General features: G+C 40.6%; 15 protein-coding genes. 9 read left to right on the forward strand and 6 right to left on the reverse strand.

The annotated features are described in order from the left end of the window. Position 1 precedes the first annotated feature (1 nt). The 3 genes from H6G86_RS06145 to H6G86_RS06155 form a co-directional block, all read right to left on the reverse strand. Complete coding sequence (locus tag H6G86_RS06145; protein WP_190933582.1) at positions 2 to 1,261, reverse strand: FAD-dependent hydroxylase; 1,260 nt, start codon at positions 1,259 to 1,261, stop codon at positions 2 to 4. Between the two features lie 190 nt (positions 1,262 to 1,451). After that, positions 1,452 to 1,649, reverse strand: coding sequence for a hypothetical protein (locus H6G86_RS06150; RefSeq protein ID WP_190933583.1), 198 nt, complete (start codon positions 1,647 to 1,649; stop codon positions 1,452 to 1,454). A 330-nt stretch (positions 1,650 to 1,979) separates the two neighbouring features. Further along, positions 1,980 to 2,738 carry a YebC/PmpR family DNA-binding transcriptional regulator gene (locus H6G86_RS06155; RefSeq protein WP_163934134.1) on the reverse strand — a complete coding sequence of 253 codons (759 nt, stop codon included), beginning with the start codon at positions 2,736 to 2,738 and terminating at the stop codon, positions 1,980 to 1,982. A gap of 148 nt (positions 2,739 to 2,886) precedes the next feature. Between H6G86_RS06155 and H6G86_RS06160 the strand changes: the two genes are divergently transcribed. Then, positions 2,887 to 4,233, forward strand: coding sequence for an ABC transporter substrate-binding protein (locus H6G86_RS06160; RefSeq protein WP_242064708.1), 1,347 nt, complete (start codon positions 2,887 to 2,889; stop codon positions 4,231 to 4,233). 281 nt (positions 4,234 to 4,514) lie between these two features. On the opposite strand, the gene H6G86_RS06165 is transcribed toward H6G86_RS06160, so the two are convergent. The 3 genes from H6G86_RS06165 to H6G86_RS06175 form a co-directional block, all read right to left on the reverse strand. After that, positions 4,515 to 6,086: a metallophosphoesterase family protein gene (locus tag H6G86_RS06165; RefSeq protein ID WP_190933584.1), complete on the reverse strand. Its 1,572-nt coding sequence runs from the start codon at positions 6,084 to 6,086 to the stop codon at positions 4,515 to 4,517. Positions 6,087 to 6,329: 243 nt separating this feature from the next. Continuing rightward, positions 6,330 to 7,034, reverse strand: a complete 705-nt coding sequence (locus H6G86_RS06170; RefSeq protein ID WP_190933671.1) for a DevA family ABC transporter ATP-binding protein — start codon at positions 7,032 to 7,034, stop codon at positions 6,330 to 6,332. 311 nt (positions 7,035 to 7,345) lie between these two features. After that, the gene (locus H6G86_RS06175) at positions 7,346 to 8,674 is read right to left on the reverse strand and encodes a calcium-binding protein (protein ID WP_190933585.1); all 1,329 of its coding nucleotides are present in this window, start codon (positions 8,672 to 8,674) and stop codon (positions 7,346 to 7,348) included. Between the two features lie 1,024 nt (positions 8,675 to 9,698). On the opposite strand from H6G86_RS06175, the gene H6G86_RS06180 reads away from it, so the two are divergent. The 8 genes from H6G86_RS06180 to H6G86_RS06215 all read left to right on the forward strand — a co-directional run bounded on the left by H6G86_RS06180 (position 9,699) and on the right by H6G86_RS06215 (position 20,817). Continuing rightward, the gene (locus H6G86_RS06180) at positions 9,699 to 11,474 is read left to right on the forward strand and encodes an AprA-related methyltransferase (protein WP_190933586.1); all 1,776 of its coding nucleotides are present in this window, start codon (positions 9,699 to 9,701) and stop codon (positions 11,472 to 11,474) included. A gap of 77 nt (positions 11,475 to 11,551) precedes the next feature. Beyond that, the gene (locus H6G86_RS06185) at positions 11,552 to 16,255 is read left to right on the forward strand and encodes a type I polyketide synthase (protein WP_190933587.1); all 4,704 of its coding nucleotides are present in this window, start codon (positions 11,552 to 11,554) and stop codon (positions 16,253 to 16,255) included. Between the two features lie 21 nt (positions 16,256 to 16,276). After that, complete coding sequence (locus tag H6G86_RS06190) at positions 16,277 to 16,528, forward strand: hypothetical protein (RefSeq protein ID WP_190933588.1); 252 nt, start codon at positions 16,277 to 16,279, stop codon at positions 16,526 to 16,528. A 177-nt stretch (positions 16,529 to 16,705) separates the two neighbouring features. Continuing rightward, positions 16,706 to 17,473: a thioesterase II family protein gene (locus tag H6G86_RS06195; protein ID WP_190933589.1), complete on the forward strand. Its 768-nt coding sequence runs from the start codon at positions 16,706 to 16,708 to the stop codon at positions 17,471 to 17,473. A 15-nt stretch (positions 17,474 to 17,488) separates the two neighbouring features. Continuing rightward, complete coding sequence (locus tag H6G86_RS06200; RefSeq protein WP_073644287.1) at positions 17,489 to 17,719, forward strand: acyl carrier protein; 231 nt, start codon at positions 17,489 to 17,491, stop codon at positions 17,717 to 17,719. Positions 17,720 to 17,769: 50 nt separating this feature from the next. Beyond that, positions 17,770 to 18,705 carry a thiamine pyrophosphate-dependent dehydrogenase E1 component subunit alpha gene (locus H6G86_RS06205; RefSeq protein WP_190933590.1) on the forward strand — a complete coding sequence of 312 codons (936 nt, stop codon included), beginning with the start codon at positions 17,770 to 17,772 and terminating at the stop codon, positions 18,703 to 18,705. Continuing rightward, positions 18,690 to 19,721 (forward strand): alpha-ketoacid dehydrogenase subunit beta, encoded by a 1,032-nt coding sequence (locus tag H6G86_RS06210; RefSeq protein WP_190933591.1) that lies wholly within the window; start codon positions 18,690 to 18,692, stop codon positions 19,719 to 19,721. The genes H6G86_RS06205 and H6G86_RS06210 overlap by 16 nt, the downstream gene beginning before the upstream one ends. Next, positions 19,714 to 20,817 (forward strand): 2-oxo acid dehydrogenase subunit E2, encoded by a 1,104-nt coding sequence (locus tag H6G86_RS06215; protein WP_190933592.1) that lies wholly within the window; start codon positions 19,714 to 19,716, stop codon positions 20,815 to 20,817. The genes H6G86_RS06210 and H6G86_RS06215 overlap by 8 nt, the downstream gene beginning before the upstream one ends. Positions 20,818 to 20,862: the final 45 nt, after the last annotated feature.

Consider the following 20,862-nt stretch of genomic DNA (forward strand, 5'->3'; position numbering starts at 1 on the left):
TTTATCGTTTTGCCAATTCTGGAGTCCGTCCTTTCAAGCCAATCATCAACTTCAGCATAAACACCTTTAAGAAAGGAACTCGTTGCAAAAACCATAAACCCAAGCGACGAACCACCACTATAGGTAAAAAGTTATTAGAAAACATCCGATCTAATAAATCGGTGAAACCTAAAATAGTCAGGTTTTCCAACTTGCGCCAGCGTTCATAACCTTTAAGAATTTGAATATCGCCAATATCTTTACCCGCTTGGTGCGCTGTTTGGATTACTTGCGCCAAAGCTGCTGCATCCCGAATTCCCAGATTTAAACCTTGTCCACCCACAGGATGGCAATTGTGCGCCGCATCACCAATTAATGCCAGTCGGGGGAGAACATAGCGATCGCTTTGCATGAGTTGTACCTGGAATACAAAGCGATCGCCTAGTAATTCCAATTTCCCCATCTGATCGCCATAGCGACGGGTGAGTTCTGCTAAAAATTGCTCATCATCTAAGGCACACAAAGCTTTTGCTTCTTCGTGAGGGGCTGTCCACACAATGCGGCAACGGTTCTCTGGTAAAGGTAAAATCGCAAAGGGCCCGCTAGACCAAAATCTTTCGTAAGCGGTGTTATTGTGCGGTTTTTCTGGTTTGACAAATGCTACGATGCAAGACTGCCAATATTTCCAGCCGGAGGTTTTGATACCAGCAGCTTGACGAATTGGCGATCGCGCCCCATCTGCTGCTATCAGTAATTTGCTGCGAACTGTGCATAACTGATCGGCAATTTTAATGTCTATCGCCACTATATCCTGCTGGTAATTCGTATTTACCACTTCAGCCGGACACAGATATGTCACATTTGGACAATCTTGGACAAACTCCTGTAAAGGCTGCAACAGCGCTTGGTGTTCTGCCACATAACCCAACTCTGCTGTATGTATATCATCGGTGGTAAATTCCACCACGTTGGGATAATCGGCATCAGAAAGACGAACTCGGCAATATTTAGCGATTTGAGGCAATATTTTGTCCCAAACTCCAATTCCTTGGTAAATTAGCGCCGAAAGCTGATGAACTGCATAAGCTTGTCCCTTCGCTACCGCCGCTGATGCGACTTTCGCCTCAATCAGCAAGATACTCAAGCCAGAATCTTTTAAAGCAGAGGCTAGAGTTAACCCAATAATCCCACCGCCGACAATTACCAAATCATATTCATATCCCCGCAAGTCTGGCGGTGTTGGTTGAGGGGAGAGAGGTTGCTCAAGCTGCGTTAGGGCCATTGTTAAGTTAGGTTACAGCGTCTTTTACTCTTATTTTGACGCGATCGCGCCTCCTTGAGCAAGTTAATGAAAAAACCCGTTGATTGGTAGGGATTTCAACGGGGTTAAATAATGCAGTTATTTTTTCAGAGAAACCAATACTAAACTTTATTACAGAGCTACTAGAAACTGCTGCACATAATAGTAACTATTAATGAGTTTTAGGAGCTATATTTTTAACATGTTGCTTGTGATGTTTGTGATGTTTGTGGTGTTTAACGTGTTTAATTTTACTAGATTTTGTGGCAGCAACATGGTGGATAGATTCAGCTTGAGCTTGAGATGCAAAAGCGGTTACAGGCGCAGCAAAAATTAAAGCCAAAAGTAAAGCTTTAGCGAACTTATTCACTTGAAATTCCTCATCAATTAATCAACGATCTAACTATCCAATAGGTATATGTCATGAGTTTGTAATTGATATGAATCTTTCATGTCTATTTTTACAACCGTAAAATATCGGAATTATAGAGAATACTTGGCTAAAAAATATTCATAGCCATCATAATACTGCTCGCTTTGTGTATTTTTAACTCGGAATTGGATTTGGGGTAAAGGTTAAAGGGTAAAGGTTAAAGGTTTTTTCTTTCCCTTTATCCCCTTAACCGACAAGTATTGATAGCCATCAGAGTTGGTGGTATTTCAAAGTTAGATGTAACATTTTGCTATGTGTGAATTTTGATTAAGAAATGCTGAGAGCCATCAATTCTTCTGTTATGTCGAAGTTAGCTGTGACATTTTGCACGTCATCCAAGCCTTCTAGAGTATCAATTAACTTGAAAAGCGATCGCGCCTGATCTGGATCGGTAACTTCTACACTATTACTAGGAATCCAGCGAAATTCGGCATCAGTTACCTTAAAGCCTTGATTTTTGAGCGTCTGACTAAGGGTTTCTAAATTGCCAATATCAGTAAAAACTTCAGCCATCTCATCTTCAGTCATCTCATAAGATTCAGCACCGCCTTCGAGGGATGCTTCTAAAAGCTGTTCTTCGTCAATCACACCCTGTACTACACAAACGCCTTTTTGATCGAACATCCAGCTAACGCAACCTGTTTCACCAAGATTGCCACCATTTTTACTAAAAGCTACACGCAAGTCAGCAGCAGTGCGATTGCGATTATCTGTGAAGGCTTCGATTAAAATCGCTACACCACCAGGGCCATAGCCTTCGTAGCGAATCGCCTCAAAGATAGCGTTATCACCGCCAAAAGTGCCTGCCCCTTTAGCGATCGCTCGTTCAATATTATCATTGGGGATACTTGCTGCCTTCGCCTTGTCAATTGCCGTGCGAAGTTGAAAATTTAGCGCCGGATCTGGCACGCCGCTTCTAGCCGCCACAATAATCGCCCGCGATAACTGAGTGAAGGTTTTCCCCTTTTTTGCATCTACTACCGCTTTTTGGCGCTTAATATTTGCCCATTTACTGTGTCCTGCCATAATCTGAAATTATCAAAACTCTATTCAAGATTAGGATAAAAACGCTTGCAAAAACCATGACTTAAGATAATTGTGCAACTCTACATCAAGGTGACAAAGTTATGTTGAAGCAGCTACGAGAATTGATCAATCATTATTAATCAACATTATGCACAATTTTTTTTCGCCTCCTCGCTATGCCAAGCGAAAAAGAAAGAAACTGTCAAATTATCTTAGGAAATTACTGCTTGTATTATTTGTAGGCATAATAGCTTTAGTTGGATGTCAAAGTATTCTACCTGTTATTAAGGAAGATAAAGTAATTCATTTAACCCTGTGGCAAGGTGTAAATCCGCCGCCAAATCGGGATGTGCTGCAAAAGCTGGTAGACAAATTCAATCAATCCCACCCAGATATTCAAGTAGAGTCGCTTTATGTTGGGCAACAGGATCAACAAACGCCCAAGATTTTAGCAGCAGTAGTAGGAAATGCACCCCCAGATTTATTGTGGTACAATCCGACGATCGCAGGTCAATTGGTAGAACTCAATGCGCTTTTACCTTTGGATGAACTGCTGGAAAAATCTCCAATCAAAGCCGAAATTGACCCCGCTTTGTATGGATCGATGAAATACAACGGTAAAATTTGGTCTGTGCCCTTTGCTACAAATAATGTTGGTATTTTTTACCGTCCGAGTTTGTTTAAAGCGGCAGGGATTACACAATTACCCCGGACTTGGCAGGAGTTTGCACAAGTTGCCAAGAAATTAACTCGTGATACTAATAGCGATGGACGAACCGATCAATATGGAATGTTTCTACCTTTGGGAAAGGGAGAATTTACAGTGTTCACCTGGTTGCCGTTTATGTGGAGTGGCGGCGGTGAGTTGGTGAGTGGTGATTCACAGAATGCAGCAGCAGTAAATTTGCAAAATAATCAAGGCGCGATCGCAGCTTTGCAATTCTGGCGTGATTTAATTACGGATGGTTCCGCCATTTTATCTGGCCCAGAACGGGGTTATGAGACAGATGACTTGCTCAGTGGTAAAGTTGCAATGCAATTAAATGGCCCTTGGACTCTGAGGCAATTTCAAGAGACTGGTGTCGATTTTGATGTTTTTCCAATTCCTGTTGGGCAAAAACCTGCTACTGTTATTGGTGGTGAAAATCTCTTCTTTTTCAAAACTACACCGAAACGGGAAAGAGCAGCCTTTCAGTTTGTTGAGTATGCTTTGAGTGAAGAATTTCAGACAGAATTAGCATTGGGAACTGGTTATTTGCCGGTGAATTTAAAGTCTCGTGAAAGTCCAAAATATCAGAATTTTATCAAAAAAATACCACAGGTAAAGGTATTTTTAGATCAAGCAAAATATGGGCGATCGCGTCCGATATTTCCTGGTTACAATCGCATTTCTGACAGTGTAGGCCGGGCGATTGAATCTGTATTGTTGGGTAAAAGTTCGCCAGCAGAATCACTCAAAGCAACCCAGCAACGTTTGGATTTGATTTTCAAGTGATTAAGACGCTTAGTTTACCGCCATAGGCATCGCATCACATTTAAATCAATACGCTTGGGTTAATATCATTGCTTTCTGAAGCTGCGCCAAATTTTCTTTCTTTCTTTCTTTGTGTCCTTTGCGCCCTTTGCGGTTCGTTCCTCATATATTCATACAGAATTAGTATAAGTCTTAACTCTTTGTCAAAGTCAATTTTTTTTAACGAACCGCAAAGGACGCGAAGAACGCAAAGGAAGAGAAGGAAGAGAAGGAAGAAATACTTAACTGAACTGTATTGCCGTTTAAATTACAAATGGTTCAAGTTCGCGGTTGTACCACTCATCTTCAATACGTTCAGTAACCAACGGTCTGATGATAAACTTAGGCGGGCTACCATCCAGAACATCAATCCGCACACATGAGTAAGGTAGGCGGTTCTGGAAATTGTCATCATGACGACCTACAAAAAGCGTTGAATCGGCAACTTTCCGAGTAGGTTTACCTACAATATCCGTAAAAGTCTCCATCAATTCAGTCCCCTTTCGTCTTTGATAGCGGGGACGATGACCACTACCACCAGAGATAATGCAGTTAATGTGAGAGTCAGCAAATCCGGTATCAGTTATGCGAAGATGCTCCAAACAGTGAGCGTGACCATTTAAAATCAAATCGACTATGGGACGTTCTTTAATTAGAGAACCAAGATTTTCTGCCACTTGTTCAAACACCCAGCGCAAACGGTGACGAACCGCCAAGGTTTGTGCTTGATTCCACTTAGTAGCTTCTGTAACGAACGGCGGATGGTGGAAAAAGATTACACGTCCGCGCACTTCGGAGGTGTTCCAAGATTCGATTAGTCTGCTTCGCAACCATTCAAGTTGTTCAAAGTCAATCCCAGGCATTTTATGAGATGCCAACTGTTTTTCAATATCGATTTTGATCTCGTTTATTTGGTCTAATTTGGCGGTAAGTTCATCAAGTTGTTCAGCATCGGCAGGTTTATCTGGGTTGAGGCGATCGCATATTCCCAAAATCTGCAATTCTTCTCGATCTATTTCCTGGCGACGCTTTTGCAATTCCCGGCGGTAAATTTCCCCTTCTTCAGTTGCAGGTAAAGGTGATGGTGTATTGAAGGTATTAGAATCCAGTGCGAAAAAGTCAATCCCGCCGTAACGAAAGGTGTAATAACGATTGGGTAAGCGGGTAAACTGTCCGGGTTCGTAACGCAAACACCGCCCTGTATCGGTCTTAGCAGTATAGTGTCGATCTAAATGACGTTCTAATTCTTGCGGGGAAGCGATCGCTTGGGTATAGTCCATAAATGCCCGTGCATAAGCATTCCCTTGATACGATCCATGCCAGCCAATCTCGATATCTTTGTAGCGAAACAGGCGACGCAATGAAGATGTTGTGCCAGTAACTAAACGGTACATCAACGGCACGTCATAGTAATCATGATTACCTGGTACTGGCAAGAATGGCATATTAAACACCATGCGGTCATAAGGAATGCTTTTCGGGTTGTCGCCACCTACAATAAATTCCCGGTAAGGCTCAATAAAGTTTGTTGAATAATATTCTTGGGAACCAACCACATAGATTACATCACCTGTGTGCAACACAAAACTGCAATCATCCCGGTGAGGAAGCATCAATTCGGCAACTTTTCGTTGGGGGTGATGGCGAGAATGGGATTTGGTGCCGGAATCACCAATAACCATAAAGGAAAATTCTGGACTATCTTCCCTGCGATCGTCAATAACCATGCTGGTTTGGTCAATTCCCCGTTGCACAAAACTTGGATGCATCCACCGCACCCGTTCCTTCATCTTTTGAATTTTTACAGGAATCGGTGGATCGGAAATCAATTTCATGGCTGATAACTCTTGAATGCTTAACGCACAAGCCGATTGTAACGAAATAAGCTAGCTACAGCAAAGATTTGATAGTTTTCGGAGATGTCTTCTTTTGTCTCCCCATCAGACTAGTAGTTCGCCAAGTGAACTTGGCGGGGTAAAGGGTAAAGGTGAAGGGGGAAAGGTTTCAAATCCCTTACCCCTTACCCCTTCCCCTTTACCCAGCCATCACGCAGCATTTTTGGGTTGGCAGACTACTAGTCACACATACGTTTGCCCTAGTTGAACTCTCGTTAATAGGCCATCTTCCATTTCTATGATGCGATCAGCTATGTCTAAAATGCGGTTGTCATGTGTGACTAACAAGATAGTAGTTCCCTGATTTTTAGCTAGGCTCTGCATTATTTTTACGACATCGCGTCCTGATTGTTTATCTAATGCAGCCGTTGGTTCGTCTGCTAGCACTAAGGGAGGACAATTTACTAAGGCGCGGGCGATCGCAATTCTTTGTTTTTGACCACCAGAAAGATTGTGTGGATAATAATTAATTCTTTCTTCTAAACCAACAGCTTGCAGCATCATTTCTGATTTAGCTACTGCTTCTGTTTGAGAAATGCAATCGTTTAATTCTAATGCCATTTGTACGTTTTGCTTGGCAGTCAAAAACCCCAACAAATTGTGAGATTGAAAAATATAACCGATGTGACGTCGCATCTGCACCAGTTTGTTCTGACTAACACCAGACAGTTCTTCACCTAAAAATTTTAAACTTCCTTCTTGTACAGACCGTAAACCACCAATCAAGCTCAGTAACGTTGTTTTTCCTGAACCTGATGGCCCAGTCATAATTACAATTTCACCAGAATAAATTTCTAGGTTTATATTAAATAAAATTTGTTTTTTTAGCGCATTTTTCCCATAGTAATGATTGAGATTTTGAATTATAATTACAGCTTCTTGTCTCATCATAAATTTGACAATATTTAGTATAAATGATGTATCAATAGAACATATTAGTTAATGTTCTAGCGATACATCTGAATGATTCTTTGGAGTTTAAGTTAACACCAACAGATAATACAGTACCCAATACTACTCGGGTAAAGCATTTTTAACTCGGAATTGGGTTTGGGGTAAAGGTTAAAGGGTAAAGGTTAAAGGTTTTTTCTTTTCCCTTTCCCCCGCCCCTTATCCCCAGAGGGGGCCCCACCTTCCCCTTTTTCCCTTAACCGACAAGTATTGATACAGTACCTGATTAGTGTAAAAAGAGAGATCAACTATGCAATGAAATCTGTTGCTGTCAGACTACTAGCTTGAATACGATCAACAACTGCTAAAGGTGGTTCACTGCTACCAGCGATCGCGATTAAAACGTTACCACCAGTTTGGATTAAAGACAGTTGTCCGAAGCTAATTTGATCGGGTAACTTAATGTGATCTACTCCTTTCTGGAAGTCAAAGATTTGGTCAAATCTAGCACCTCTACCTAAGACAAAAGTATCGTGTCCAGATCCTCCACTAAGCAGGTTGAAACCTAAACCACCATCTAGTAAATCATTGCCTTCATCGCCGTTGAGAACATCGTTATCTGCACCTGCAAATAGTTGGTCATTGCCAAGACCACCATTGAGTAGATCATCACCGGTATCTCCAACAATAGTATCGTTATCCCAACCACCATTCAGGAAATCACCCCCAACACCACCATTTACATAATCGTTACCGAGATCACCATTAATAAAGTCACCGCCTTCGTCACCAAATAAGCGATCGCTACCTGTTCCACCGTTGATCACATCATTGCTCAGTCCGCCTTGGATAATATCGTTACCAAAACCTCCGTTGAGAAAATCGCTACCATCTGTACCAACGGTTTGCGGGTTTGCAACGCCAACGCTAGGAATGTCTTGTGAAAGTGGTGATTCGTGTTGAGAGTACAGTTCGGCATTACTAACTTGCACAAAATTAGCTGATGTGAACTGATCGGGACTAACAAAAGCTACAAGCGCCAATAACTCACCTGTTGCAGCCACAGAAATCAAGGAGCTAGGGCCAACTGCCTCTATCTTGATCTGATTGAAAGTTAAGCCGCCAGCCAAGCCAATGAAGTCATCGGTGGGGTTAAAGTCAACAAAAGAGTCTACCCCCTCACCTGCTTTAGCTACAAAGCGATCGCGCCCTTCTGCACCAAAAAGTACATCGTTACCAGCACCACCATAGAGCAGATCGTCGTCAGCAGCACCAAATAGACCATCATTACCCGATCCACCCAACAGGGTGTCGTCACCACCACCCCCACCTACAAGGTCGTTACCACTACCCCCAGATACAAAATCGTCTTCATCGTTAGGTAAACGTAAAAAGAAATCATTACCGGCTCCGCCAAAGAGAACATCTTGACCTAAAGAACCAACAATAAAATCATTACCTAGTCCACCGACTATTAGATCATTGCCATTACTACCATTAAGTAGATCATTACTCTCCGTACCTACAAGTACTGAACTTGGGATGTGCAATCCTGTGACTTGATAATAAATATTTAGCAGACTATCTTGACCACCAAGGATGTTGGAATCAAAAAGATGAGGCAATGGTCTTGACATATTTTTGGTTAGGTATTTCTGAGAGTTTTATAAACTATGAAAAAGCAGCAATAGTCCTTATAGCTAAAACTCAACAAGTTATGAAAAACTCAGTTGGTAAGCTTTAGCTGGGCTGTATATGGAAAATATCTGGTCAAATTTTGCAACTGATATAGTTACACGAATCTCAGAAAAGTTTTTGCATGAAGTGCAACGTTTTTAAGATTCTTCTCAGAATCATATAGATAAATGTATTTATAAAAAATTAAAATTTGTTTATCAACAGGTTAATCTTGATTAAATAGTTATTGATTTATTTGCATATATGAAATCTTGGTAAAAAAGGATTAAATTTTGTTTATGTAATCATTAATTTTGAATGCTATTAAAATATAGAGCTTAAAATAAAAACATGATTAAATTTTCTTATATAAAGATAAAATTATAAAAAATATAAAATTCCTCTATCATTATGTGTGTATAATTTTTACGAATGGTGTAACTTGCTTGGATAAAGTGGATAAGTTCCACAGCTAACCATAAAAATTGCATCAAGAATCGACTTGATGTAGTCAGCAACAGCAATTCATTCTCAGTCTAAAAATACCTGCAAGATGTAGGTAAAATAAGTTAGCTTATCTATAAAGGGAATTCATGAAAACCGCTTGGGAAAAGTCATTCAAAACTAAAATGTGCTTTAAGCAAAGGTATTGAACTCAATATATTTAGGATAACTATAGGGTTAGACTCCTTTAATTAACCGAGCATAAGGTCTATATTTCACTAACCTTAAAAATTGAAATTTTTGATTAGCCAAATCATATAGCTTGTGGACTTTGTTCACACATATGTTTTTGTGCATAGTCTGAGTAATAGCGTCGAAAACTGCAAGGAACTTCAACCATTATGTTCTATTGCAGAAATGCTTTTGGATTTAGGTTTTAGCTAATTTAGTTAGCCATTAAATTAGTTAAAATACCTAGAACTATTGTTGGATTTAGGCAAGGTCAGTTACGCATAGTTGCTTTTAGGTGTATAAAGACTTATGCAATTAAGAGACAAGATTTTTGGCTGTGCAGTTTATACCAGAAGCGATATCCTCGACAAATTGTTTAGACCGAAAAATATTCCTGATTTGTCAGATGGAGACAGTGAAGAAAGAAAAGAACGTCTCTCAGTTCGGCGAACAATCTTTCTACATCTGGATGGGATTGCCATAGGCCCAACTACAAATGCTCTACAGGAAAGAGGAGTATTCTTCTTGTTTGAAGAAGGAAAAGTCGTACCCCTGAATCTAGTTCTGAAATATTTTCCTGGAAATATAGGCTATTTGAATGTTGCTTTGCGGTTAATGGTATCGCAAGGATGGATGAAGCATCAAGAAATAGAGGGAGAAATCTTTTACGCCTTGACTCGCAGAGGCAGCATAGCGTTAGGACTGTCATCAATTTATAAAGAGTTTGTTGCTTTTTTACCTACCCTGATTAATATCAATGACTATCTTTTTGGAGATTTAACTTTGTCCTTGCAGTCTAAATTAGCTGACGGCATGAATTTCTCCTCTCTGCTAGCAAGAGCTAAAAGACAGTGGGACTTGGTAGAAAGTACAGATGAAGATTATCAGTATGTGTGTTGTCAGATATTGCACCATCTCAATGGCTTATTGGTAGGCCCAACGATGGTATCTTTAGCAATGGCTAATGTGTTTGAGCAAATCGATCCCAAAACACACACACTTGATATTGAGCAGTTAACAGGTAATCAAAAACATTTACTTGAAGCTTTTGAAATCCTGGCTTTACAAGGCTGGGTTGTAATTCAAGGTCGTCAAGTTCAGTTCATCCGTACAGGCTTATATGCGATTTCTAGAGCCTACGCTTACGGAGTCACAGTTTCTTATTTACCAACATTTGAGAAGATTCCGGAACTGCTATTTGGCAATCCCGCTATTTTATCGGGACGAGATACTGATGGACATGAAACCCATGTGAATCGTCGAGTAAATATTTGGGGTAGCGGACTAGCTCATCAAACATACTTCCAGAAAGTTGACGCGATTATCAGAGATATCTTTAACCGTCCTATTCACGAACAACCCAAAGGAATTGTAGATATGGGTTGTGGGGATGGTACATTCATGGAGCATATCTATCACGTCATTCAAAATCAGACCGTCAGAGGGAAATTTCTCAATGAGAATCCCTTGATTATGGTCTGTGCTGACTATAATCAAGCCTCTCGGGAAGCTACTTACAAAAGACTCAAGGATTTGCAGTCGCCAATAAGCGTCATCTTTGGTGATATTAACGACCCAGACGACTTAGCAAAAACAATACTCGCCAAATATGGAATACTATCTGACGAGTTTCTCCATGTCAGATCGTTTTTAGATCACAACCGTCCTTTTATCACTCCCAGACTGGGAAATATGGGCTGTGAATTGAGTTCTACAGGAGCTTTTGTTTGTAAGGGTCGAATGATTACAGCAAATGAACTCTTACAAAATTTATTAGAGCATTTACAGCGTTGGAAACCACATATCGGGCGATTTGGTTTGTTAGTCCTAGACTTACATACGATTCCGCCAGCCCTAGCAGCAGCGAATATTGGGTATACCTTAGCCACAGCTTATGATGCGACTCATGGTTATACCGATCAATATCCGATTGAACTGAATCAATTCATCGCTGCGGCAAAATTAGCTGGATTAACTCCCGATCTCCGCTACCAAGCCAAGTTTCCACCCAATGATTTGGCTACAGTTAGTCTCAATTTATTTGTCCCTATGGAAGTGGGGAGTGGTGAGTTACGTTCTGACTAGATTGTTGGAAATACGAACTCCAGAGGATACGAAGAGTTCATCAGGTCATACTGCAAAATCAAGTAGGTGGATTAGAGTTGTCTAATAACTTTAACGAAAAAGCGATCGCCATTATCGGGATGTCGGGACGTTTCCCCAAAGCAAACAACCTGGATGAATACTGGCAAAATCTCAAAAATGGGGTTGAATGTATTTCATTTTTTAGCGATGAGGAACTAACGGCGGAAGGTGTAGATGCTTCTACCCTCAACGATCCCAAGTATGTCAAAGCCAGTCCGATGATTGACAATGTGGAATACTTCGATGCCGGATTCTTTGGCTATTCACCCAGAGAAGCCAAACTCATTGATCCTCAACATCGTGTATTTCTAGAGTGTGCTTGGGAAGCTCTAGAAGATGCTGGGTGCGACCCTGAGAACTATGAAAGCCCCATCGGTTTTTATGCAGGAGCAAGTATTAATACTTATATCCTGGATTGCATTTTAAGCGATCGCTTGCGTCCTAAACTTGATTTTGAAAGCTTCCTAGAAACCTTCGTTGGCAGTGACAAAGACTTTCTCACCAGTCGCGTATCTTACAGATTAAATTTGAGAGGGCCTAGCGTCACAGTCCAAACGGCTTGTTCCACTTCCTTAGTTGCAGTACATTTAGCTTGTCAAGGCTTGTTGAATGGCGACTGCGATATGGCTTTGGCTGGAGCAATTTCCGTCAGAGTACCTCATCGTGCTGGTTATTACTATCGTGGTGGTGGTATTGTTTCCCCTGATGGACATTGCCGCGCTTTTGATGCCGAGGCTGGGGGGACTGTTTTTGGTAGCGGTGGTGGAATTGTCGTTTTGAAGAAGTTAGCGAATGCTTTAGAAGATGGCGATCGCATTCACGCTATCATTCGGGCAACAGCAATTAACAATGATGGTGCCCTCAAAACTAGTTACACTGCACCAGGGGTAATCGGACAAAAAAACGCCATCATTGATGCTCTATCCAAAGCTGGGATTAGTCCTGAAACCATCTCATATATCGAAGCTCATGGCACTGGTACACCCATTGGCGACCCCATCGAAATCGATGCCTTAACCCAGGCATTTCACACACAAACTCAAAAACAGGGATTTTGTGCGATGCCTGCGGCGGGCGTAGCCATCGGTTCGGTCAAGCCAAATATCGGTCATTTGGATGTAGCATCGGGTATGGCTGGACTAATCAAGCTGATTCTGGCTTTGAAACACCAGCAGATACCACCCAGTATTAACTTTAACCAACCAAATCCCCGCATTGATTTTGCCAGTAGTCCCTTTTACGTCAATAAAAAACTCTCGCCTTGGCAAACCAATCAAATCCCCCGCCGCGCTGGAGTGACAGCTCTAGGGCTGGGAGGGACTAATGCCCATGCGATTCTTGAGGAAGCGCCAACTGGGGATAGGGTCAAACATGAGGATGATGGGTATTATTTACTACCTATTTCAGCCAGGAGTTCAGAAGCTTTAAAGTGTTTAGCAAAGTCCTATCAAGACTTTCTTAGCAATCAAGGAGAAACTCTACGAGACATTTGCTACACTGCCAGCGTCCGCCGCTGTCATCATACTCACCGCCTGAGCTTGTTAGCTCGTTCGCGCGATGAACTATCGCAGTTACTAGAAACATATCTCCACGGAGAACTACATTCCCAGATTACAACGGGTATCCAAACTCCAGATCGTCAGCATCTACCGATTTTTATCTTCCCTGGACAAGGTTCTCAGTGGTTGGGTATGGGGCGCAAGTTATTGCAGCAAGAACCTGTATTTAAGGCTGCTATAGTTCAGTGTGACGAAGCTATCGGTCAGTATACAAATTGGTCATTGCTGGAACAATTGATACTTGACGAGGCGGACTCGCGTTTAACAGAAATTGATGTTATCCAACCAACCTTATTTGCCGTTGAGATAGCCTTGGCAATGCTTTGGCAATCATGGGGGATTAAACCTGCGGCTGTCGTCGGTCACAGCATGGGTGAAGTAGCAGCAGCTTATATCGCAGGTGCTTTAAACTTAGACGATGCCGCCAAGATTATCTGTAAGCGCAGCCAAGTAATTAAACGCGTTAGCGGTCAGGGTGCAATGGCTGTGGTTGGTCTGTCGTTGGAACAAGCCCAAAAGGTGATAGTTGGCTATGAAGACTGCGTATCTGTAGCCGTGAGCAATGGCCCGACATCCACTGTTTTATCAGGCGATCCCAAGGCGATAGAAACTATTCTGGCGAATTTACAAGCCAAAAATATTTTTTGCCGCTTAGTGAAAGTAGATGTCGCTTCCCACAGTCCGCAAATGGAACCTTTACAAGAGGAACTGCGGCAACTTTTACAAGAAATTCAACCCCAAGCAGCAACTATCCCCATCTATTCCACAGTCACAGGTAAATTAATTGATGGCTTGGATTTAGATACAACCTATTGGGTAAAGAATTTACGAGAGCCTGTATTGTTCTCGACGGCTATTCAAAGCTTGATAGGTGAAGGACATGAGGTTTTTCTCGAAATTAGCCCCCATCCAATTTTAACCACAGCCATTGAGCAAGGACTACAGTATAGCGATCGCCAAGGTGTTGTACTTCCTTCCCTCAAACGCAACGAAGATGAATTAGCTGTGATGCTCAATTCCCTTGGTGCGATGTATACTGCGGGATATCCTGTAAATTGGCGCAAACTCTATCCCGACGGTGGCAACCACATTCAACTACCCACTTATCCCTGGCAACGTCAGCGATACTGGTTAGATAGAAAAATTGCCCGCAAAACGCCACCTCCAGAAGAAACGAATAAATCTGCACTATCAGAAGAATGCACCGATTTATTCTATGATCTAACTTGGCGGTCAAAACCACAACAAAATTCCACTAGTAAAAATAGCCAAGATAGTTTGTGGTTGATTTTTGGCGATACTCAAGGCTTAGGTATTGCCTTAGCATCCCAATTACAGGCGCAAGGTGCAACTTGTCACTTTGTGATACCTGGCAATAGTTACAGCCAATCTTCACAAGGATATTTCACAATCAATCCTAGCGATCCCGAAGATTTGCAGCAACTAATCAAAGATGCAAAGGCAAACAGTCAGCTACCTCTGCGGGGAATCGTGCATTTGTGGAGCCTGGATATTGCTTCAGCACAAGTCACCGAAACATCCTTGCAAGATGCCGAAAAGTTACTCTGCGGTAGCGTGCTGCACTTGGTTCAAGCCTTGGTGAAAAATCCCGCGTCAGACTGGCCGCATTTATGGTTAGTCACGCAAAACACCCAACCAGTGAAATCTTCTCTCAATTCTCAGGCGCTACCCCAATCACTTTTATGGGGAATGGGAAGGGTGATAGCACTGGAACACCCAGAACTGTGGGGTGGTTTAATTGACCTTGATAAAACCACCGCAGACCAAGCAGCCATGCTGTTGGCAGAAATCCAAACAGCCGACGGAGAGGATCAAATTTCTTGGCGTGATGGTCAAAGATATGTTGCACGTCTCGTCACCAGTACCGTGCCAAAGGCATTGAAGCCGTTAACAGAATTTAATGCCGATGGCACTTACTTAATCACAGGTGGTTTAGGAGGACTAGGTTTAAAGCTAGCAGCTTGGTTAGTCGCCAAAGGTGCAAGACACCTAGTTCTCACCGGCAGACAAGGATTGCCAGAGCGTTCTTTATGGGATACCTTACCGCCAGATGACAAGCACAAAAAGGCAATTACAGCCATTCAAACATTAGAAGCTCAAGGTGCAACAGTTAAAGTTGTGCAAGCGGATGTCAGCAACTTTAGGCAGATGCAAGCTGTATTTGCTAGCAATACTCACTGGCGCGGCATCATCCATGCGGCTGGGATTTCTATCCCTCAAAACTTGGCAGAGATGAGTTTAAGCACATATCAAAATGTATTAGCAGCCAAAGTTAGCGGTACTTGGATATTGCATCAGTTGACTCAAAATCTCCAACTAGACTTTTTGATTTTATTTTCCTCAGCCGCCGCCATCTGGGGTTCTAGCGGACTTGCGCCTTATGCGTCAGCAAACCACTTTTTGGATATTTTGGCTCATTATCGCCAAGGAAACAACTTACCAGCATTGAGTGTTAACTGGGGTAGTTGGGATGAGATAAACGTTGTTGCAGCTGAAATCCAAAGCCTGTGGTCGCGTGTCGGGTTAAAACCGATGGCTGTCACACAAACCCTAGAAGCGTTGAAGTTATGTTTGCAATCAGGTGTAGTACAAAAAACAGTCGCAGATGTTGACTGGAGTATCTTTAAACCCACTTATGAAGTCAGACGACACAGACCGCTACTAGAAGAGTTGGGACAACCGCAGAAAAAACAAGAAAATAACGCTGTAATCAAGTCAGAGCTATTGTTGCAGCTAGAGAAGAGTTTAGCAGGCGATCGCCACAACTTACTCATCACTCATCTGCAAATGATAGTGAGTGAGATTTTGGATCTCGACCCAGAAAATCCTCCCGAAAACCAGCAAGGATTTTTCCAAATGGGTATGGATTCTCTTATGTCTATCCAACTAAAAAATCGGCTAGAAGCAAGTTTAAACCATCCCCTACCTTCAACCCTAGCTTTTGATTATCCCAACATCGAAATGCTAGCTAACTATCTAACACAAGAAGTACTAGCTCCAATTTTCCATCAACATCTTGAAACAACCCAAGATATATCTACACAGCCAACATCACAAAATCAAAGCAATAGCTTAGATGAGCTTTTCTTGCAAATAGAATCGCTTTCCGAAGACGCAGTAACACAGTTATTTTTGAACTAGTTTTTTTTAGGAGAAAAAGCAATGTCTATTATCTACACCGTTTTAGATAACATCTCTCAAATGTCAGGAATCAAAAAAATATTAGCGATTCTCAGCACATTTTTTATTGTGTCAATTTTGATTACAAGTTTATACTTGCTCTTTAGAACGTATAATGAAGTAGGCTTAACTTCCATCATGTCAATTTACTTTATTTTGATGCCTCGCGATTCTTTTCTTGAGCGAAAAGAAATGAGAAAAATGGAAAAGCGAATGAATGCAGTCAAAGTCTAAATAATTTTGGATTTTGGATTTTAGATTTAACCGATACCTGTTCGCGGAGTGTTTTTCCAGGATAGATTGGGGCTTGTTTCAGACTTTTGAGATTTTAAGTTTGGAATTTTCAAGCCAAAATCTAAAATCTAAAATTCACTAAGAATCAAACACTCTTCCAAAAATTTTATTTCAGCGATGACTGCTACCAAAGAACTTAACACCTGGATTTTTTCACCAAAACCAAATACAAAAGCTAAACTTCGCTTCTTTTGCTTTCCTTATGCTGGGGGTGGTACTTCATTATTTCGAGATTGGGTTAATGGCTTACCTTCAGATGTAGAAGTATGCCAAGTTCTGCTTCCAGGACACGATACTCGCATCAAAGAAAAGCCATTTTCCCATCTCATTACCTTAATAGAAGCAATGGTTCCAGGGTTATTACCCTACCTGGATATGCCATTTGTTTTTTATGGTCATAGCATGGGAGCATTGCTGTGTTTTGAAGCGGCTCGTCGCTTTAGCAGACAACATAATTTAGAACCCAGACATTTATTTGTTTCTGGTAGCCGCGCTCCACAAACTCCATGTTTTCTAAAACCCACACATCATTTACCAGATAACTTATTTATCGATGAAATCAACAAGCGCTACAAAGCCATCCCCAAGGAGATTTTAAATAACCAAGAAATCATGCAGTTATTTTTGCCAGTTCTTAAAGCAGACTTTTCAATTATTGAAACTTATGAATATACTCCTGACTTACCATTAAATTGTTCCATTTCCGCCTTTGGTGGACTGCAAGACGAAATGGTAAATATAGAAGATATTGCTTCATGGCAAGACCAAACATCTGGAAAATTTACCTTGCAGATGATTGAGGGAGAGCATTTTTTCATTAATCATAAAAAACCAGAAATATTGAAAGCTATATCTGAGCAACTACTAGAAACCTTAACAATTTAATTCCCGGAGGTAGCTTTGGAAACCCTAACAGAAATTTTCTCAGATGTATTAAACATCTCCCCTTTAGAAATCACAGATCAACTCAGCCCCAATACTCTCAAAAATTGGAACAGTATGGCGCACATGAAGCTAGTAATGGCTATAGAAGAAGCATACGATATAGTCTTCACCGTTGACGATGTGAAATCTGTAAAATCCTTCGCAGACGCTCGCCAAATTCTACTTCAAAAAGGAGTCGAATCTTAACCTCTAAAATTACCTTCTGCGTGAGCTTTTTCTACACCCCAGCATCAGCCATGAAACTTGATACCCTCCCCCCAATCCGAGAAACTCAAAAACTGACTCCAATTTCAGATAATGACTTAGCAATCATACTGATGATTCGTCACTTTGAATTATCACTTTTAGAGCTATTTTCTAGTGGTAAATTAAACGGTACAACCCATACTTGCCTTGGTCAAGAATACATCCCTGTAGCACTCAAAACAGTTTTAACTGATAGTGACTTCATCCTCAGCAATCATCGCGGACACGGCCATTACCTCGCAAGATTTGAAGATCCTGAAGGCTTGTTAGCAGAAATTATGGGCAAAGAAGGTGCAGTTTGTCATGGTGTAGGTGGAAGTCAGCACATTTACAGAAAAAATTATTTATCTACAGGAATTCAAGGCGAAAGTTTGCCTGTAGCTGCTGGAATAGCCTTGCATTTACGTCGCCAAGTTAACTTCGGGATGGCTGTAGTTCACATTGGTGATGGTACTTGGGGCGAAGGAGGAGTTTACGAAGCTCTGAATATTTCCCAATTATGGAGTTTACCTGTTTTAGTAATTGTAGAAAATAACAAAATAGCTCAGTCTACTCCTACTCAACTGCAAATGGCAGGCACAATCGCAGGTCGTGTTCAAGGTTTTGGAATTAATTATTTAAAAGTAGACTCAATAGATATTAACGAGATTAGGACGCTGATTAGCCCTCACATTCAAGCCGCTAGAACTAAATCTTTGCCCTTAGTAATTGAATTTGATACTAATCGAGTCGGCCCCCATAGTAAAGGTGACGATACACGAGATATTCAAGAACTAGAAAGAATTCAAAAATGGGATTGGTATTCAGTTTATCAGCAGCAATATTCCGACCAATTTGAGCGGATAGAGCTAAAAGTTAAAACTGAAATAAGTAGCTTGATTAGAGATGTTGAATCTAGAGAATTAGTACAATGGAAACTACTCTAAAGAGAACTGAGCGAGTTGTTGAGAATTTAAATCGTGCCCTACATCATATATTTGCTGTAGATCCTCAAGTTTTTTTAATTGGTGAAGATATCCTCGACCCTTATGGAGGAGCATTCAAAGTTGCAAAGGGATTATCTTCTAATTACCCAGATAGAGTTTTAACTACACCAATTAGCGAAGAAGCAATTGTGGGAATAGGTGGTGGTTTAGCTTTGTGTGGCAATAAACCTATTATCGAAATCATGTTTGGTGATTTCATTGCCTTGGGATTCGATCAGATTTTAAACTTTGCTTCTAAATCTGTATCAATGTATGGCACAAAATTAGACTTAAATATGATTGTTCGCTGTGCAGTGGGTGGTAACAGAGGATATGGCCCGACTCATAGCCAAAGTTTGCAAAAGCATTTTGTTGGTATTCCCAATTTATATTTATTTGAATTATCGCCATTGCATGATAATATTGCAGTGTTTGAAAAGTTGGTTAATTTAACTTACCCCTGCATCTTTTTTGAAGATAAGGTACTCTATACTCAAAGAATTTATACTGATGGATTGATTGACGATCTGTTTAGTTATGAATTTTTAGATTCTGCCAAGAATTTCGCTAGAATTTATGCCGATAGTTTTGAAGAAAATAACTGCTTGCTAATTTCACCAGGGGGATTAGTACCAAGATGTTTAGCTGCGGCGCGAGAATTATTTATTGATTGGGAAATTGAAACTCAGATTATTGTTCCTAGTCAACTATATCCTTTTGAATTAGAAACCATCATCGATTTATTAGCAGATAGCACTCATATCTTTATTGTGGAAGATAGTGTAGCTGGCGGTACGTGGGGGAGTGAAGTTGCTCATCAAATCTACAGTAGGCTTTGGGGTAAGTTAAAAAATCCTGTCAAATTAGTTCACTCAAAAAATAGTATTATTCCTTCTTCGGCTCATTTAGAGAAGCAGGTGATTGTGCAGAAGGAAGATATTTGCAATTCTGTCAAGGAAGCCGTATTATATGTATGAGATAATTCTGCCAAAATTTAATAATAATGATGAAAGCTATACATTGTTATACTGGTTGTCTGATATAGGTAAGCCAGTAAATAAAGAAGAAGCGATCGCAGTATTTGAAACGTCCAAAGCAGCTTTTGATTTAGAGAGTGAAGCAGAGGGTATTTTGCATACTTTACCTGAAGCTGGTGATGAATGCAAACCTGGAGATATCATTGGATATTTATTTGAAACTGAAGTAGAAAGACAAGATTTTCTCAAAAACTCAGGAAAGAAAGCAAAGACAACGGATGATAAATCTTTAACTATTACCAAGGTTGCTCAAGAATTAATTGATAAACATGGTATTTCTGAAGAAAATATCAGAAAATTAGGTAAGAATATTATTAAAAGGCCAGATATTGAAAAGTTAGTTAACGAACAGAGTCGAGATGAAGTTAAAGGTTTAGAAATATCTCGCCAACAAATGGCGATCGCCCGCGTAGTCACCCAATCGCATACACAAATTCCCAAAGCATTTTTGTTGATGAAAATCTACGGCGATGCTGCAACTAAAATGTTAAGTGACTATGGGAAAAAACATGATATTATTATCGGCTTACCAGAACTATTAATTAAAATCACAGCTACTTTACTATCAGAATTTCCGTTTTTCTTTGGTAGTTTAATTGATGACAATAGATTCATGCCTGGAGAAGTAGCTAATATCGGAGTTACCCTTGATCTAGGCAAAGGATTATTTATTCCTGTAATTAAAAATGTCGGTGAAATATCTCTAACAGATATCGCCAATAAATTGATGGACTTCAGATTGAAAGCGATGCGTGGTCAGTTTAATGAAGAAGAATTGAATCAGGGAAATATTTCTCTTTCTATTAATATGGATAAAGATTCTCTGGTAACAATTCCGATCATTTTGCCTTCTCAAAGTTGTATGTTATCTCTTGGAGGAATCCAAGAAGAAGTTTATTTAGATTCTGAACAAAATGTCAATAATCGTAGCTATATTAATTTAGGACTAGCTTACGATCACAGAGTTATTAATGGTCGAGAAGCTGCTAATTTTTTAACTAAAATTAAGACTAAAATTGAACAACAAAGTATATAAGTATCATCTGCGTCCATAGGTCGTTAATTTAATTCTTCATCCCAG

The sequence above is a fragment of the Nostoc sp. FACHB-133 genome, from assembly GCF_014698055.1.
GTDB lineage: Bacteria > Cyanobacteriota > Cyanobacteriia > Cyanobacteriales > Nostocaceae > Nostoc.